This window comes from Flavobacterium sp. C4GT6 (assembly GCF_036347315.1).
In the GTDB taxonomy this organism is placed as follows: Bacteria; Bacteroidota; Bacteroidia; order Flavobacteriales; family Flavobacteriaceae; genus Flavobacterium.
Map to the genome: position 1 here is coordinate 69,187 of NZ_JAZGZU010000005.1, position 15,811 is coordinate 84,997.

Here is a 15,811-nt window from a genome sequence, read left to right on the forward strand (position 1 = left end):
CTAAAACTTATGAATTATAAAAATGCTCGGTCTGTTATGCAGGTCGGGCTTTTCTTTTTTCCATTGCGCTACCGTTTTTGTTTTTATGTACTCTGTAGGTAAGGTAATATCACAGGCGATACATAAATGAGTAGACGGTTGCAGGATTTGCAGTATGTCTTCAATAAGTTTATTGTTTCTGTAAGGTGTTTCAATAAAAAGCTGAGACTGACTTTTCTCGTTAGAAAGCCTTTCGTAGTTTTTAAGTGCATTTTTCTTTTCACCTTTGTCAATAGGAAGGTAGCCGTTAAACGCGAAGCTTTGACCGTTCATACCTGATGCCATCATGGCAAGCAGTATGGATGACGGACCAACAAGTGGTATTACCTGTATTCCTTTTTCATGTGCCAGTTTAACAACAACAGCACCGGGATCGGCTACGCCAGGGCATCCGGCTTCACTCATCAAACCTACGTTAAAGCCTTCAAAACAAGGCTTTAGGAAGTTATCATATTCATGAGCTTCGGTACGCTTATTAAGTAGAGAAAGCTTTAGTTCAGGTTGTTTTTTAGTAGGTAGTATGGCTTTGATAAAACGGCGTGCCGTTTTTTCGTTTTCCACAATATAATGGTCGATAAATTCAACAGATCGCTCTACCGTTTCCGGAAGCACTTCTTTTGGTTTGGCGTCAGGGCCAAGAGGTACAGGTAACAGGTATAGTTTTCCTATTGTTTTCATCGGGTATTATCGTTAATAAGTTTATTGGCTACAATCTGGCAGGCCTCGTCAAGCATATCATATACATTGTCAAAACCTTCAGGTCCTCCGTAATAAGGGTCGGGTACATTAATGCTTTCTCCCGGATGTAATGCATCCATCATAAGGCTTACTTTGGTTTTAGCCTTATCATTTGGGGCAAGTTTTAAAACATCTTTAAGGTTAGAGGTGTCCATAACAAAAATATGGTCAAACTCGGTAAAGTCGCTTACCTTAAACTGACGCGCCCTTTGGTGGGTAATATCCAATCCGCGTTCTCTGGCAGTTGCGACCGAACGTTTGTCCGGCAATTCGCCTGCATGCCATCCGCCTGTTCCGGCAGAATCTACTATGAATTTGTCTGATGGCAACTTAGATTGTAAAATACCTTCAGCTAGGGGAGAACGGCAAATGTTTCCCAGGCAAACCATTAAAACTTTAACGGGCATTATATCGATAATTTTTTGTTGATATCGTCAACAAATTTACGGAACTGCTTGTCTGTAGAAACTAGGTTGTCAACCGTTTTACATGCGTGTAATACTGTGGCGTGGTCACGGTCTCCAATTTGAGAGCCGATGTTTGCCAGTGATGCCTTAGTGAACTTTTTAGCAAAGAACATAGCTAACTGACGCGCCTGTACTACGTGGCGTTTTCTGGTTTTTGACTGCAGTGTGTCTATATCCAACTGGAAATAATCTGAAACTACTTTTTGAATGTAGTCTATAGATATTTCTCGTTTTACATTCTTTACAAACTTTTCCACTACCTGCTTTGCAAGGTCGATAGTTACTTCGCGCTTATTGAAAGATGATTGTGCTATTAATGATATGATAGCGCCTTCAAGTTCACGAACGTTTGATTTGATGTTTTTAGCAACATATTCCACAATTTCTTCCGGTATCTCCACACCGTCACGGTATAGTATGTTTTTAAGGATAGAGATCCTTGTTTCATAATCCGGTTGGTGAAGCTCGGCAGATAGTCCCCATTTGAAACGGGATAAAAGCCTTTGCTCAATATCCTGCATGTCTACAGGAGCCTTATCTGAAGTAAGGATAACCTGTTTTCCGTTTTGGTGCAGGTGGTTAAATATGTGGAAGAAAACGTCCTGTGTTCCTGTTTTGCCCGATAAGAACTGTACATCATCTATAATAAGTACATCTATTAACTGGTAAAAATGGATAAAGTCGTTTCTTGTGTTTCGTTTAACAGAGTCTATGTACTGTTGTGTGAAAATCTCTGCAGAAATGTATAAAACTGTTTTCTCTGGGAATTTCTCTTTTATCTCCACACCAATAGCGTGTGCAAGGTGGGTTTTACCCAAACCTACACCGCCAAATATTAGTAGCGGATTGAATGAAGTTCCCCCCGGCTTATTTGCCACAGCCATACCTGCCGAACGTGCTAACCTGTTTGAGTCACCTTCAAGGAAGTTGTCAAAGCTATAGTTTGAGTTAAGCTGGGATTCGATTTTTACATTTCGTATTCCCGGTATAACAAATGGGTTTTTAAGTTCAGGGTTTTTGTTTTGTAACGGTACATCTACTTCCTGTGGTTTTACAGGAATACGGTTAGCACTTGGTAACTGTTCAGTGAACGGTTGTTTGTTACCATAAGTGTTCTCCATTTTAATTTTATAGAGTAACTTTGCACCGTTTCCAAGTTCTTTTGTAAGGGCAACCTTAAGCAGTTTTACATAGTGTTCTTCCAGCCATTCGTAAAAGAATTTACTGGGCACCTGTATGTATAGAGAATTATCAGCCAGTTCTACTGCTCTAATCGGCTCAAACCAGGTTTTGTAAGCCTGCTCCTGAATATTGTCTTTTATGAATGCCAGACAGTTCTCCCATACCGATTGCGCAGTTTTAGTCATATATCTGAAAATTAAATGTTTAATATTGGTTGTTTTGCAAAAGAAAAAACAGAGAATTTTACTCCTCTACGGGAGAACAAATATGTGAACATTTTTTTTTAAAAAAAAATAGTTTGTGTATTGATTTTTCTAAAAAAATATTGTAAGCGAATTTAAATAAAAATTAAAACAAAATTAACAGTAAAAAAATATGAAAATTCATGAATTTAGTGTAAGAGTCAGGTATGCTGAAACCGATCAGATGGGTGTTGTTTATCATGGCAACTACGCCCAATACTTTGAGATGGGACGAGTGGAATGGCTTAGAAATCTGGGTCTTACGTATAAGTTTATGGAGCAAAACGGTGTTATGTTACCTGTTGTCTCCTTGTTAATGAATTACAAAAAACCAGCCCGATATGATGATTTGTTAACAGTTCGTACCATCTTCAAAAAACAGGAGTCTGTGAAGATAGAATTTGACTACGAAATCCTAAATGAGGCAGGTGAGTTATTAACAACAGGCAACTCAGTTTTAGTGTTTGTAGACATGAAAACAGGGCGTCCTGTTACTCCTCCCGATTATGTTGCAGAGAAAATGGAATTAGTTAAAAATTAACTAAATTTAACAGATTGTTAAATTACACACAAACTGCAAAACCTAAGTCAGACTTCCTTGATTTCTATCTCGTATAAACTGTTAAATGCCTCAAATACCATTGGGGCATTTTTCATTCGGGTACTTATCGTTACTTCACAGTCCATCTCCATTTTTTGAGCGACTATGTCAAGGTTCTTTTCTTTAATAACGCGCATAACCTTGTTCATATTATGGTAGCCAAACTTAATTTGGTAATGAACATCAATTGTTTTCTCTATTATCTCTGATGCTTCCAGTGCCATTTGTGCCGAAGTACGGTAAGCTGTTATCAGTCCGCCCACTCCAAGTTTTACTCCGCCAAAATACCTAACCGATATAACCAGTACATTGGTAACGTCAAACGATTGTATCTGTCCGTATATAGGCATTCCTGCGCTATTGTTAGGTTCGCCGTCGTCGTTAGCGCGATAGTATAGTTTTTTCTCATCAGTACCCAGTTGGAAGGCGTAACACCAGTGACGTGCCGAATGGTGTTGCTTTTTAATGTTTTCCAGTATGGATTTTACCTCGTCTTCACTGGTTACGGGAAAAGCGTAACCGAAGAACTTACTGTTCTTTTCTTTGAAAAGTGTTTCTTCCGATGGGGCTGCGAGTGTTTTGTAGGTATCTTTTTCCAAGAGATTAGCTAATTGGCTGCAAAGGTATTTTATATAAAACGGAATTGCAAACCATGGTAAAATTGAGTATACTTGTGTGTAACTAACTTAATTTAATTATGAAAAATCATCTTACCTTTTTACTTGTTCTTTTTACCTCGTTTATTGTTAATGCAACCACATGGGATGAACCATGGCAAAAAGAGATTATCCAAAAGTCTGACTGTTTTGTTTACGGGAGTGTTATTAAGGTTAACGATACCGTTGTTACTGTAAATGTTGTGAAGTCTTTTGGGAGGGTTTTGACAGGTCAGATTAAAATAGACGGCTTTTTTATGTTGGAGTTATGTAGTATGAGCGGAGGGCATGGGCCTGAACTTCATTTTAAAGAAGGTGATGAAGGGTATTTCTTTTTAAAGAAAGGTGATAACGGTAATTATATGATACCAACTCCATCGTCAGGTTTTGATATAATTGTCGATGGTTCTGTACATGCAACTTACAGGCATACCTATCATCAGGCAGCTGTTGATCCTAAAGTGTATGAAATGACTTATTCCCAAATTTGGAACTATTATCATAACAAAAAAGTAAATGATGTTGAAGTTAAAAAGTTTATAGAGGAATATCTTTCAAAACCGGTTGCCGGCTTTGAGGAGGATGAACTTGATTTGTTTTTTAATCAGCATGTAGCTTTGGAAACGGCTTATCTGTTAAATATTCCGGTTGATTTTGATACGCTTAAAAAGTTTGCCGAGTCTGAAAATTATCATTCCCAAATATCAGCAATGCGTTGTATGGGGGTGCAAAACACTTCTGAAGCAAAAAAATATATTATCAGTTATATTCAGCAGGAAGATAAGAGTTCTTTTTCAAAAGTTATGGGTATAGAGGGGCTTATAGCTTCGGGCGATAAAAAATATATAAAGCAACTGATAAATATAAAAGATAAGGTGAGTGATGAGGAAACAGGATTTGGCGGAAATATAATGGATCCAAGGGTTTGTACTTCGGTTCCGTCTCCAAGAATGGCTATTGAAATGATTGCAGAGGGTTAGTTTGATGTAAGCCTTTGTTTTTTGTATTAGTAAGTAAAAAATAATTCTCAATGAGGATAGCTCATATTAAAAGTAACAATGATTATTTCTGGCTGTGTATCCCGTTGAGGGATAAAATAAGGTTTGAATCCAAACTGCTGTCAATGGAAATAGAGTTTCATTTTGATGAGAGTTATTCGATGCCCGAAAATGACATAAGGTATTTTTTTAGGGAAGAAGATTCAGATCTTGTTGAAGATGCTTACCGCAGTTGCCGGATAAGGGTTGTTTCGGCAGATAAAGAGTTGGTAAGTGTTTCCGAGCCTATACTACTAACCCGATTTTATATAAAAGTGTCGATTATAGTAGTGGTAGTTTTTATAATAGTTTCGTTGTTGTTAACGCTCTTTACGGGTTAAATTGTTTACTATTTCGGTATCTGTTTTATTTTTTTCGGTATCCGCTATATAATTTTTACTTTTACGTCATCACAATCAAATTAGATGGATTCAATTTTAAAAGTAAATAATGTTGTTAAGCAGTATGGTGATTATACAGCTTTAAACAGCGTTTCCCTTAATGTTCCCAGAGGTAGTATTTACGGACTTTTAGGTCCTAATGGCGCCGGGAAAACCTCACTTATAAGAATTATTAACCAAATTACAATGCCCGATAGCGGTGAGATTTTACTCGACGGAGAAAAACTAAAGCCGGAACATGTTGCCCACATAGGTTACATGCCTGAAGAAAGAGGGCTATACAAAACCATGAAAGTTGGTGAGCAGGCACTGTACCTGGCACAGCTTAAAGGGATTTCCAAAGAGGAAGCAAAAAAGCAGCTGGAATACTGGTTTGATAAACTGGAAATAAAAGGCTGGTGGAATAAAAAAATTCAGGAACTTTCTAAAGGTATGGCACAAAAAATTCAGTTTGTGGTTACGGTGCTGCACCAACCTAAACTGTTAATATTTGATGAGCCGTTTAGCGGCTTTGACCCTGTTAATGCTAACCTTATTAAAGATGAGATATTGGAGCTTCGTGATAAGGGGGCAACAGTTATATTTTCTACCCATAGGATGGAAAGCGTGGAGGAGATGTGTGATCATATTGCGCTTATCCATAAATCCAATAAACTTATTGAGGGTAAACTGCACGATGTGAAAAAGCAGTACAGAACAAATACTTTTGATGTGGGGATTGCACCCTATAATTTCCAGCAGTTACTGGCCGATATTAATACGAAATTTAAAACAGAGAAAGCCGATTTTAAAACGCTTGACGACGAACTTAAACTGGCTGTTACCCTGCCACAGGGAGGTTCTCCGCGTGATTTAATGCAGTACCTTATGCAGCACGGGGAGGTAACTTATTTCGTAGAGAAGATACCTAGTGTTAACGATATTTTTATTCAAACCGTAAGTCAGAAATAATATGAGCCTATCCCTTATTATAAAAAGAGAGTTTAATGCCAAGGTACGTAATAAGTCGTTTATAGTAATGACTTTTTTGAGTCCGTTGCTTGTTGTGGCAATGGGGTGCCTGGTAGGTTATCTGGCGAGTGTAAATGGTGACGAGGTTAATAAGGTTGCTGTTTATGATAAAGCCGGTTTACTGAAGTCGGATTTCGAAAATACAGATTATACGGTATATACTGACCTGTCTGGTATGCCGCTGGAGAAAGCAAAAGAAAAAGCGTCTGAAGGTTATTTGGGACTTATTTATGTTCCTCAGGTAGACAGCCTGCCACAGCTTGCCAATAAGGTAGAGTATATTACTAACGAAACACCAAACCTTGAATATGTTTCTGAGATTGAAGGCGTGGTAAATAGTAAGCTTACCAAATACAATTTAAAACAGCTTGGTTTTGATTCTGATAAAATAGAGAAGGCTAAAACAAAATCAAATATACACCTGAGTAAGTTTAGCGGTGAAGAGACATTTAAGGAAGGAAGTATACTTAAAATAGCTTTGGGAGGTTTATCGGGCTACCTTATAATGATGTTTGTAATTATATATGGTAACATGGTAATGCGAAGCGTTATCGAAGAGAAAACCAATCGTATTATAGAAATCATCATATCATCGGTTAAGCCATTCCAGCTAATGATGGGTAAAATTATAGGTACTTCACTTGCAGGAATATTACAATTTTTAATATGGGCTATATTGGGTTTAACCCTGTTTTTTGTACTTAACATGGTATTTGGAGTGCAAATGGGAGGGGCAGCAGCTCAACCTGAAGCAGCAGCGGCAACACAAGAAGCAATGAGTAGTGTACAAATATATCTGTCAGAGTTTACAAAGCTTCCTCTTACTACCATATTTATTTCGTTTTTACTGTATTTTATAGGAGGGTACTTTCTCTACAGTAGTTTTTATGCTGCAATTGGTGCTGCTGTAGATAGTGAGACCGATTCTCAACAGTTTTTACTGCCTATAATAATGCCGTTAATGCTTGGGGTTTATGTGGGTATATTTACGGTTATAAGCGATCCGCATGGTACTGTGGCAACCGTATTCTCCATGATACCGTTAACATCGCCTATTGTAATGCTTATGCGTATACCTTTTGGAGTACCTATGTGGCAAATAATAGTTTCACTGCTTATTCTTTTTGGAACCTTTTTTGCAGTGGTATGGTTCGCCTCAAAAATATACCGCATTGGTATACTTATGTATGGTAAGAAACCAAGCTATAAAGAAATATTTAAGTGGCTTAAATATTAATTTTAAAATCAAACAATCAACGAGAGTATGTCTAAAATACTTATTATAGAAGACGAAGCGGCTATCCGCAGGGTATTGTCAAAAATACTGGCAGAGGAGAACGATTCGTATAAAATTGAAGAAGCCGAAGACGGGCAGCAGGGTATAGAAAAAATTAAAGAAAATGATTTTGACCTGGTGCTTTGTGATATAAAAATGCCTAAAATGGATGGGGTTGAAGTGCTGGAAGAGGTGAAAAAGATTAAGCCCGAAATTCCGTTTGTAATGATATCCGGTCACGGTGATTTAGAAACTGCTGTTCAAACCATGCGTTTGGGAGCATTTGATTACATTTCAAAACCGCCTGATTTAAACCGCCTGCTTAATACTGTACGTAATGCGCTCGACAGAAAAACACTGGTAGTAGAAAATAAAAGGCTTAAAAAGAAAGTAAGCAAGAACTATGAAATGATAGGGAACAGCGAACCTATAAACCTTATTAAGGATATTATAGAGAAGGTTGCCCCAACAGATGCCCGCGTACTTATTACAGGGCCAAATGGTACAGGTAAGGAACTTGTAGCACACTGGCTGCATGAAAAGAGCGAGCGTAGTGCTTCTCCCTTTATTGAGGTGAACTGTGCGGCTATACCAAGCGAGCTTATTGAAAGCGAACTTTTCGGTCATGTTAAAGGAGCATTTACCAGTGCTGTGAAAGACAGGGCAGGTAAGTTTGAAGCTGCTGATAAAGGAACTATTTTCCTTGATGAGATAGGGGATATGAGTCTGCCTGCACAGGCAAAGGTGTTGCGTGCGCTTCAGGAAAACATGATACAGAGGGTAGGTGCCGAAAAGGATATTAAAGTTAATGTTCGTGTTGTAGCTGCGACTAATAAAGATCTTAAAAAGGAAATTGAAGAAGGTCGCTTCCGTGAGGATTTATACCACCGTTTAGCTGTAATTTTAATTAAGGTCCCGGCGCTTAACGACAGGAGGGACGATATTCCGGAACTGATAAACCATTTTGCCGGTAAAATTGCTGCAGAGCAGGGTACGGCTCCAAAGTCGTTCTCAGATTCAGCAGTGAAACTACTACAGGAGTACGACTGGACGGGTAACATCCGTGAGCTGCGTAATGTGGTAGAGCGCCTTATTATTTTAGGCGGAGGAGAGATCTCTGAAAATGATGTAAAACTTTTTGCAAGTAAATAAAAATGACGGACCATAACTGTTGGTCAACGATATTATGTTTTTAAAGAAGATATACGACAAACTCGCGCAGGGAGTGGAGCTGGCAGGTTTTACCGAGCCTACCCAACTGCAAAAAGAAAGTTTTGGTACTATTAAGAGTGGCGCCGATTGTGTGCTTGCCATGCCAGATGGAGGAAGTAAAACCACAACTATTGTTATTAATGTAATCCAAAAGCTTCAAAAAGCGTTTGAGCAGTCTCCGCGTGCCCTTATTGTGGTTCAGGATAAGGAAAAAGTTCAGGAAATGCAGGAGATGTTTGAGGTACTGGGGAAGTATACCAATTTGAGGGTTTATGGTGTGTATGACAAGAGTGATATTGACGAGGATAAAAACCAGATATCTGTAGGTGTTGATGTGCTTATTGGTACACCAAATAAACTGAATGATATGTTTGGTGGCGCCGGCTTTGATGTAAACCAGCTTAAAATGTTTATAGTAGATGATACTGAGATATTACTTAAAAACCGACTGGAGCCGAAAATTAGCAGGATTTCTAATAGTATAGCCAAGGTACAACGTATCTTTTTTACCGATGTGATTACAGAAAGGGTAGAGATACTGGCCGACAGGATTATGGTTGAGCCTTATTTCTTTGAGTTTGATGATGAGGAAGAAGCTGATGAGAATTAGTAACGATGAACACATTTAAGATTTATGAATATATAGAAAAGGCTTCGGGCCTTTTCGGTTTTTTAAGGCGGAAAGGGCAAAAAGCTCCGCTTGGGGAAATTGTTTTTCATAATGATAAAATAGTAGTAGCGGGTAGGGATATTCTTCTTGTCGAATTGCAACAAATAAGGATTCCTGTATTTCATGATTATTTTGGACGGAATGACGGAGGTAACATAACACAGGGTGATAACAATGTAGTAGAGTTGCTATTGACTGACGGAAATAAAGAGACGTATTACTTTGCTTTGGTTGAACGTTATGAAATACGAAGTATAAAAGAACAGCTTATCGCTTATCATAAAGCAGGGAAGTTTGATTTTGATAATCTTACGCTAGTTTTAGGACTTGAAGATTATAATGCCGTACTTAATTTTAAGAGAAGTCTTAGCAATAATAATTTAACTTAAAATGGATAAGAAGTTTAAAACCAAAACAGGTTATTGTCATGTGCTTCCAGACAATATAGTCCTTACAAGAGATGGAGTTTTAGGTGAAATATCAAAAATTGCCGTTGGTAATACAATGGTAAGAAGCATGGTTTTATATTCACTTTTTTTAGTTTATCTTATTTATAAAGTAGTAACACTGTACGCTATAGGTGATATGGTGAGAGCTATATTTCATTTAGCAATTGCGGTGTTATTGTTTTTTGCATTGCTTAAAAGTGTTAACAATTCGGCTACTCCTGTAATACCAAGAAATAAAATAAAAGCAGTTACGTTTAAAAAAGCAACAGCTTTAACCAGGGCCTATTTTTTAATTGATTTTGAAGATGAGAAAGGCAAACTTAAAAAAAGAATAGTCATGTTACCGGGGTCTATGTCGGGAGGATATGAAGCTGCAGAGGACGCCGTTAAAATAATGCAGGAAGAAAAGCTTATTGCATAAAATGCCGTATCTTTAAGTAAAAACATAAAGCTATGGCATTAGTAAAAGTATATTCCGGTAGTGAGATAGAGGTAACTCCGGTAAAAGCAGTATTAGAGGAGGCAGGTATTAACCCTGTGGTTAAAAACAATGTACAGTCGGCTACCCTTGCAGGGTTTGGTTCATTTGGTCAGGCTATGGAACTCTATGTGGAGGCTTATGAGGCCGATAAAGCCAAAACACTTATAACAAACTATACTAAATAAAATTTTAATGCTTCCGGTAAAAGAAACCCAACGCTTATTATTTAGAGAACTTGAACTTTCGGATGCAGAGGCCATGTTTGAAATGGACTCTGATCCTGATGTGCATTTGTATCTAGGCAACAATCCCGTTAAAAATATTGATGAGGTAAAACTTGTTATAGAGAACCTGCAATGGCAATACAAAACCTTTGGTATGGGGCGCATGGCTGTTGTACTTAAAGAAACTAATGAGTTTATAGGCTGGGCCGGATTTAAAAGAGAGCGTAACTTAAAAGATCGGGGTATATTTTGTGACTTGGGCTATCGTTTTCTTAAAAAGCACTGGGGTAAGGGATATGCAAGTGAGTCGGCTAAAGCCTTTGTGAAGCATGGCTTTACTGTTATGAAACTGGAAAAGATAAATGCCTATGCCGATGCTGTGCATACTGCTTCGCGCAAAGTGCTGGAAAAGGCGGGCTTACAATATATAGAAACTTTTGATCTGGATGGTGTTGAAGAGGTGTGGTATGAAATGCTAAACCCAAATACATATGCTGAAAAGTCTTAAACTGATAATGATTACACTATTTTCTTTTTTAACTCTACTTTATTTACTGGCTGTAACACTGCTCTATTTCAATCAGGAGAAAATTATATTTCCGGCAGAAAGGCTGTTGCAGGAGTATGAGTTTAAATTTGATGGCAAATTTGAGGAACTCTATATTTCAATGAGTGACAATATAAAGCTTAACGGACTACTGTTTAAAGCTGAAAATTCTAAAGGGCTTATTTTTTACCTGCATGGCAATGGTGGTGCGCTCGACTCATGGGGGGATATTGCATCTACCTATACTAATTTGGGTTACGATATTTTTATACTGGATTACAGAGGGTATGGTAAAAGTGAAGGCTATATAGAAAGTGAAGATCAGTTTTTTAGCGATGTAAAAAAATCCTATGCCGAGCTGCTTAAAAGGTATAACGAGGATAAGGTAATTATTATGGGGTATAGTATAGGTACCGGGTCGGCAGCCATGCTGGCATCACTTAACAACCCAAAGCTACTTATATTAAAAGCACCTTATTACAGCCTTAGTAATGTAATAGACGGCAGAGTGCCTTTTATGCCCGAATTTTTAAGGAAGTATAAATTTGAAACTTATAAGTTTTTGGAGAATGTAAAATGCCCTGTATATACTTTTCACGGTACTAAGGACAAGGTAATACCTTATTCTAATTCAGAAAAGTTAAAAGAAGCATTTCCTGATAAAATAGACCTCACCACATTACAGGGGACTGACCATTTGATTAATGGTGATAACAAAGTTTATAAAGCTAAGCTTGCAGAGATATTGGCAGACTAATGTTTTGTTTTTTGATGCTTTTTTCTTTTTTCAAACAGGTAGCCTATAATTAGGCCTACTACTATCCAAAAAGGTATGCCTAATAGTATTTTGTGGTAGGAGAGTGTTTCGCCGTCAATTATAGGGAAAATAATCATGGCGATAATGTAAAGCACTCCGCCCCATACGAGTCCGGATCTTAACCATCTTTTCATGACTTCTTATTTTTGAAGGATTAATTTACTAAGAAAGGTACGATTATTACTGCTGCTAAGCAATGATAGGCTGGAAAAGAAATAGTTAAATGTAAATTTACAGGGTAGTTTTTTTGTTTCCCGGAGTCTTTTTGACTTTCATAGAGATAAATGCAAAAAGAAATCCTCCTATGAGGTATCCTAACAAATCGGTTAAATTATATAACCCCAGGTAATCATTAAGTTCAAATACTTTTACTAAAAACGGCAACAGAATAAATTTCCACAACCCCATCCATACAAAAAGTCATAATGCTCCTGTAAGCCAGTTTTTTGATTTATTCATCTATTTGTTTTTTAGGTCCTTTTTTTCTTGAAAAATAGCCAAACAGTAACCCGAATATTATCCATAAGGGAAACATGAAAATGCATTTTTTAATGTCAATTTCTACACCATCATATAGCGGAAAACCTATGTTCATTAAAAAGAACATAAATATTCCCCAGCCTATCCCAAATTTCATCCAACTTTTCATGCTTATCCGTCTATTTGTTTTTTAGGACCTTTGTTTTTTCTGTGATTGTAATAACTAAAACCTAAGCCAAAAATACACCATACAACAAAGCCTATTATAATTCTTAAAGGCTTAAGGGGTTCTTCACTCATTAACGGGAAGACTACGTCTAATAAAAGACACATTATTAACGCCCATACAGAACCCTGTACTATCCAGTTTTTCATAAGTTATTGGTTTGGAGTTTTAGTGTTTTGTTTTTTTAACGAATACTTTACCCAAAAAAAGCTGGCAGCTATCCATACCGGTATACCTACAATAATTCTGTTTTGTAAAGATACTTCATCGCTTATGCCAATAACCGGGAAAAGAAAAGTGGATATTGAGAACATAAAGACAAAAAATATAAGTCCCGCTATAAGCTTTTTATTCATTGTAAAGTGAATTTGTAGTAAAACCCAAATATATACAAACTTCTTAATCTAAACAAAATACGTGTTGATTGTGTAATTGCCTAATTATCCTATCTTTGCGGCTTCAAAAAAATACCTCTATGATAACTGTAGATGCGCTTTCGGTACAATTTGGCGGTACCACATTATTCAGTGATGTTTCTTTTTCTATAAATGAGACAGATAAGATTGCCCTTATGGGTAAAAACGGGGCAGGAAAATCAACATTGCTAAAAATAATAGCAGGAGTTAACAAGCCTTCAACCGGAGCCATATCGGCACCAAAAGGAACTGTTATAGCTTATCTTCCGCAGCATTTACTTACCGAAGATAATGCTACGGTTTTTGAAGAGACATCTAAGGCTTTTGCCACTATCTTTAAGATGAAGGAAGAGATTGATGCCTTAAATGAGGAGCTTACTGTTCGTACCGATTATGAGTCTGAAGAGTACTATAAGATTATCGAAAGGGTATCTGAACTTAGTGAGAAATTCTACTCTATAGAAGAGGTGAATTATGAGGCAGAAGTAGAGAAGGTTCTTGTTGGTATGGGTTTTAGCCGTACTGATTTTACAAGACCTACATCTGAATTTAGCGGTGGTTGGAGAATGCGTATTGAGCTTGCTAAAATACTACTTCAAAAGCCTGATCTTATCCTACTGGACGAGCCTACTAACCACATGGATATTGAGAGTATACAGTGGCTGGAGGATTTCCTTTTAAACAGTGCTAAAGCGGTAATCGTGATTTCTCACGACAGGGCTTTTGTAGATAATATTACTAACCGTACCATAGAGGTTACTATGGGAAGGATATACGATTATAAAGCAAAATATTCGCACTACCTTGAACTTAGAAAAGATCGCCGTGCACAGCAGCAAAAGGCGTATGATGAACAGCAGAAGATGATTGCTGAAAATATGGAGTTCATTGAGCGTTTTAAAGGTACTTACTCTAAAACCCTGCAGGTACAGTCGCGCGTTAAAATGCTCGAAAAACTGGAGCTAGTAGAAGTTGATGAGGTAGATACATCGGCACTAAGACTTAAGTTTCCGCCATCACCACGTTCGGGTCAGTATCCTGTGGTGGTAAATGAGCTTTCTAAGTCTTATGGAGACCACGTAGTATTTAAAGATGCTTCGATGGTTATTGAACGCGGACAAAAACTGGCGTTTGTTGGTAAAAATGGTGAAGGTAAATCGACCATGATTAAAGCCATTATGGGAGAGCTTGAGTTTGAAGGAAGCCTTGAAGTAGGTCACAATGTACAAATAGGATACTTTGCGCAAAATCAGGCATCGCTTTTAGATGAAAACCTAACTGTTTTTGAAACGATAGACCGTATTGCTGAAGGTGATATCCGTACCCAGATAAAAAATCTGCTCGGTGCATTTATGTTTAGCGGGGATGATACAACCAAAAAAGTAAAAGTACTTTCGGGTGGAGAGAAAACACGTTTGGCTATGATAAAGCTGTTGCTTGAGCCAGTTAACGTACTTATTCTCGATGAGCCTACTAACCACCTTGATATGCGTACTAAGGATATTATTAAAGATGCCCTTAAAGCTTTTGACGGTACATTGATATTAGTATCGCACGACAGGGATTTCCTTGACGGACTGGTGACTAAAGTATTTGAGTTTGGAAATAAACGCGTTAAAGAGCACTTTGAAGATATTAAAGGTTTCCTTGAACTTAAAAAGATGGAAAACCTAAGGGAAATAGAAAAGTAAACTATGGTTAAAACATTCAGTACTATAATATTATTGTTTTTAGGGGTTGTTGTTTTTGCCCAAAATCAGCAAAAGCTACTTTTGAAAAAAGAGGTGCAAACTACTCCCGCAAAAATATCTTATAAAGACAGTATTGAAGTTTACAGTATAACTTATGCCAGTGACAGTTTAAAAGTTAACGGATATCTTGTACAGCCTAAAACCCAGGGACCACACCCGGTAATTATATTTAACAGGGGAGGCAACAGAGATTTTGGAGAATTGATCCTGCCTTATGCATATCGCTTTTTGGGTTCACTGGCAAAAGAGGGTTATGTGGTAATAGCCAGCCAGTATCGTGGTAACGGTGGCAGCGAAGGGGCTGAAGAATTTGGCGGCAGTGACGTTGATGATGTGGTTAACTTAATTGATGTACTTGCGGAAATTAAAGAGGCAGATACAGCTCGTATAGGTTTGTATGGATGGAGTAGGGGCGGAATGATGACTTTAAGGGCGCTTACAGAAACCAATAAGATAAAGGCGGCTGTTGTGGGTGGAGCACTTTCTGACATGAGAGCCGGACTTGAAAGACCTGAAATGGAGAAGGTATACAGCGAACTTATTCCCAATTATGTAGATAATAAAGAAGCGGAACTTACAAAAAGATCGGCTATTGAATGGGTAGATAAATTGCCAACAACGGTTCCCTTATTAATACTTCACGGTAATGCCGACTGGCGCGTAAAATGTGAGCAAAGCCTGAAACTGGCTATTGAATTTGAAAAATACAGAATACCCTACAGGCTTGTAGTTTTTGAAGGGAGTGATCACGGTATTAATGAAAACAAAAATGAAGTGAATAAAATGGTACTAAGCTGGTTTGATCGTTTTCTTAAAAATAACGAACCATTACCGGATATGAAGTATCATGGAAGATAAACCGAAAAGGCAGGATTTAATCCTGCCTTT

At 37.7% G+C, this 15,811-nt stretch carries 22 protein-coding genes; 14 read left to right on the forward strand and 8 right to left on the reverse strand.

Annotated features, from left to right (window positions below; genetic code table 11):
* The 3 genes from V3Z67_RS07945 to dnaA are packed head-to-tail and all read right to left on the reverse strand — an operon-like array spanning window position 1 to window position 2,611.
* A complete protein-coding gene (locus V3Z67_RS07945) occupies window positions 1-717 on the reverse strand; it encodes an SAM-dependent methyltransferase (RefSeq protein ID WP_330442797.1) in 717 nt (238 codons plus the stop codon).
* Window positions 714-1,184 (reverse strand): low molecular weight protein-tyrosine-phosphatase, encoded by a 471-nt coding sequence (locus V3Z67_RS07950; protein WP_330442798.1) that lies wholly within the window; start codon window positions 1,182-1,184, stop codon window positions 714-716. Before V3Z67_RS07950 ends, V3Z67_RS07945 begins: the two co-directional genes overlap by 4 nt.
* A complete protein-coding gene (gene dnaA, locus V3Z67_RS07955; RefSeq protein ID WP_330442799.1) occupies window positions 1,184-2,611 on the reverse strand; it encodes a chromosomal replication initiator protein DnaA in 1,428 nt (475 codons plus the stop codon). Before dnaA ends, V3Z67_RS07950 begins: the two co-directional genes overlap by 1 nt.
* Window positions 2,612-2,801: 190 nt before the next feature.
* Here dnaA and V3Z67_RS07960 point away from each other — a divergent pair, with 190 nt between their 5' ends.
* Window positions 2,802-3,209: an acyl-CoA thioesterase gene (locus tag V3Z67_RS07960; RefSeq protein WP_035132341.1), complete on the forward strand. Its 408-nt coding sequence runs from the start codon at window positions 2,802-2,804 to the stop codon at window positions 3,207-3,209.
* A 47-nt stretch (window positions 3,210-3,256) separates the two neighbouring features.
* On the opposite strand, the gene V3Z67_RS07965 is transcribed toward V3Z67_RS07960, so the two are convergent.
* Complete coding sequence (locus V3Z67_RS07965; protein ID WP_157483367.1) at window positions 3,257-3,868, reverse strand: IMPACT family protein; 612 nt, start codon at window positions 3,866-3,868, stop codon at window positions 3,257-3,259.
* 98 nt (window positions 3,869-3,966) lie between these two features.
* Between V3Z67_RS07965 and V3Z67_RS07970 the strand changes: the two genes are divergently transcribed.
* From V3Z67_RS07970 to V3Z67_RS08020, 11 genes are all read left to right on the forward strand, one after another.
* Window positions 3,967-4,905: a hypothetical protein gene (locus tag V3Z67_RS07970; protein WP_330442800.1), complete on the forward strand. Its 939-nt coding sequence runs from the start codon at window positions 3,967-3,969 to the stop codon at window positions 4,903-4,905.
* Window positions 4,906-4,955: 50 nt separating this feature from the next.
* Window positions 4,956-5,303, forward strand: a complete 348-nt coding sequence (locus tag V3Z67_RS07975; RefSeq protein WP_330442801.1) for a hypothetical protein — start codon at window positions 4,956-4,958, stop codon at window positions 5,301-5,303.
* An 84-nt stretch (window positions 5,304-5,387) separates the two neighbouring features.
* The gene (locus tag V3Z67_RS07980) at window positions 5,388-6,314 is read left to right on the forward strand and encodes an ABC transporter ATP-binding protein (RefSeq protein ID WP_330442802.1); all 927 of its coding nucleotides are present in this window, start codon (window positions 5,388-5,390) and stop codon (window positions 6,312-6,314) included.
* A gap of 1 nt (window position 6,315) precedes the next feature.
* Window positions 6,316-7,611: an ABC transporter permease gene (locus V3Z67_RS07985; RefSeq protein ID WP_330442803.1), complete on the forward strand. Its 1,296-nt coding sequence runs from the start codon at window positions 6,316-6,318 to the stop codon at window positions 7,609-7,611.
* Between the two features lie 27 nt (window positions 7,612-7,638).
* Complete coding sequence (locus V3Z67_RS07990) at window positions 7,639-8,802, forward strand: sigma-54-dependent transcriptional regulator (protein ID WP_330442804.1); 1,164 nt, start codon at window positions 7,639-7,641, stop codon at window positions 8,800-8,802.
* 34 nt (window positions 8,803-8,836) lie between these two features.
* Complete coding sequence (locus V3Z67_RS07995; protein ID WP_330442805.1) at window positions 8,837-9,472, forward strand: DEAD/DEAH box helicase; 636 nt, start codon at window positions 8,837-8,839, stop codon at window positions 9,470-9,472.
* Between the two features lie 5 nt (window positions 9,473-9,477).
* Complete coding sequence (locus V3Z67_RS08000) at window positions 9,478-9,921, forward strand: hypothetical protein (RefSeq protein ID WP_330442806.1); 444 nt, start codon at window positions 9,478-9,480, stop codon at window positions 9,919-9,921.
* Between the two features lies 1 nt (window position 9,922).
* The gene (locus V3Z67_RS08005; RefSeq protein ID WP_330442807.1) at window positions 9,923-10,402 is read left to right on the forward strand and encodes a phosphoribosylaminoimidazolesuccinocarboxamide synthase; all 480 of its coding nucleotides are present in this window, start codon (window positions 9,923-9,925) and stop codon (window positions 10,400-10,402) included.
* Between the two features lie 32 nt (window positions 10,403-10,434).
* Window positions 10,435-10,647 carry a putative signal transducing protein gene (locus V3Z67_RS08010; protein ID WP_330122752.1) on the forward strand — a complete coding sequence of 71 codons (213 nt, stop codon included), beginning with the start codon at window positions 10,435-10,437 and terminating at the stop codon, window positions 10,645-10,647.
* A gap of 7 nt (window positions 10,648-10,654) precedes the next feature.
* Complete coding sequence (locus V3Z67_RS08015) at window positions 10,655-11,194, forward strand: GNAT family N-acetyltransferase (protein ID WP_330442808.1); 540 nt, start codon at window positions 10,655-10,657, stop codon at window positions 11,192-11,194.
* Entirely contained in the window at window positions 11,178-11,990 is an 813-nt protein-coding gene (locus tag V3Z67_RS08020; protein WP_330442809.1) for an alpha/beta hydrolase, read from the forward strand. The genes V3Z67_RS08015 and V3Z67_RS08020 overlap by 17 nt, the downstream gene beginning before the upstream one ends.
* Here V3Z67_RS08020 and V3Z67_RS08025 read toward each other — a convergent pair.
* The 4 genes from V3Z67_RS08025 to V3Z67_RS08040 all read right to left on the reverse strand — a co-directional run bounded on the left by V3Z67_RS08025 (window position 11,987) and on the right by V3Z67_RS08040 (window position 13,112).
* Window positions 11,987-12,184, reverse strand: coding sequence for a hypothetical protein (locus V3Z67_RS08025; protein WP_330442810.1), 198 nt, complete (start codon window positions 12,182-12,184; stop codon window positions 11,987-11,989). The genes V3Z67_RS08020 and V3Z67_RS08025 overlap by 4 nt on opposite strands.
* A gap of 317 nt (window positions 12,185-12,501) precedes the next feature.
* Window positions 12,502-12,699: a hypothetical protein gene (locus V3Z67_RS08030; RefSeq protein ID WP_330122755.1), complete on the reverse strand. Its 198-nt coding sequence runs from the start codon at window positions 12,697-12,699 to the stop codon at window positions 12,502-12,504.
* Between the two features lie 2 nt (window positions 12,700-12,701).
* Window positions 12,702-12,905 carry a hypothetical protein gene (locus tag V3Z67_RS08035; protein ID WP_330442811.1) on the reverse strand — a complete coding sequence of 68 codons (204 nt, stop codon included), beginning with the start codon at window positions 12,903-12,905 and terminating at the stop codon, window positions 12,702-12,704.
* 3 nt (window positions 12,906-12,908) lie between these two features.
* The gene (locus tag V3Z67_RS08040; RefSeq protein ID WP_330442812.1) at window positions 12,909-13,112 is read right to left on the reverse strand and encodes a hypothetical protein; all 204 of its coding nucleotides are present in this window, start codon (window positions 13,110-13,112) and stop codon (window positions 12,909-12,911) included.
* A gap of 119 nt (window positions 13,113-13,231) precedes the next feature.
* On the opposite strand from V3Z67_RS08040, the gene V3Z67_RS08045 reads away from it, so the two are divergent.
* Together V3Z67_RS08045 and V3Z67_RS08050 are read left to right on the forward strand one after the other, a co-directional pair.
* Window positions 13,232-14,863: an ABC-F family ATP-binding cassette domain-containing protein gene (locus V3Z67_RS08045; protein WP_330442813.1), complete on the forward strand. Its 1,632-nt coding sequence runs from the start codon at window positions 13,232-13,234 to the stop codon at window positions 14,861-14,863.
* Window positions 14,864-14,866: 3 nt separating this feature from the next.
* Window positions 14,867-15,781 carry an alpha/beta hydrolase family protein gene (locus V3Z67_RS08050; RefSeq protein ID WP_330442814.1) on the forward strand — a complete coding sequence of 305 codons (915 nt, stop codon included), beginning with the start codon at window positions 14,867-14,869 and terminating at the stop codon, window positions 15,779-15,781.
* Window positions 15,782-15,811 lie beyond the last annotated feature (30 nt).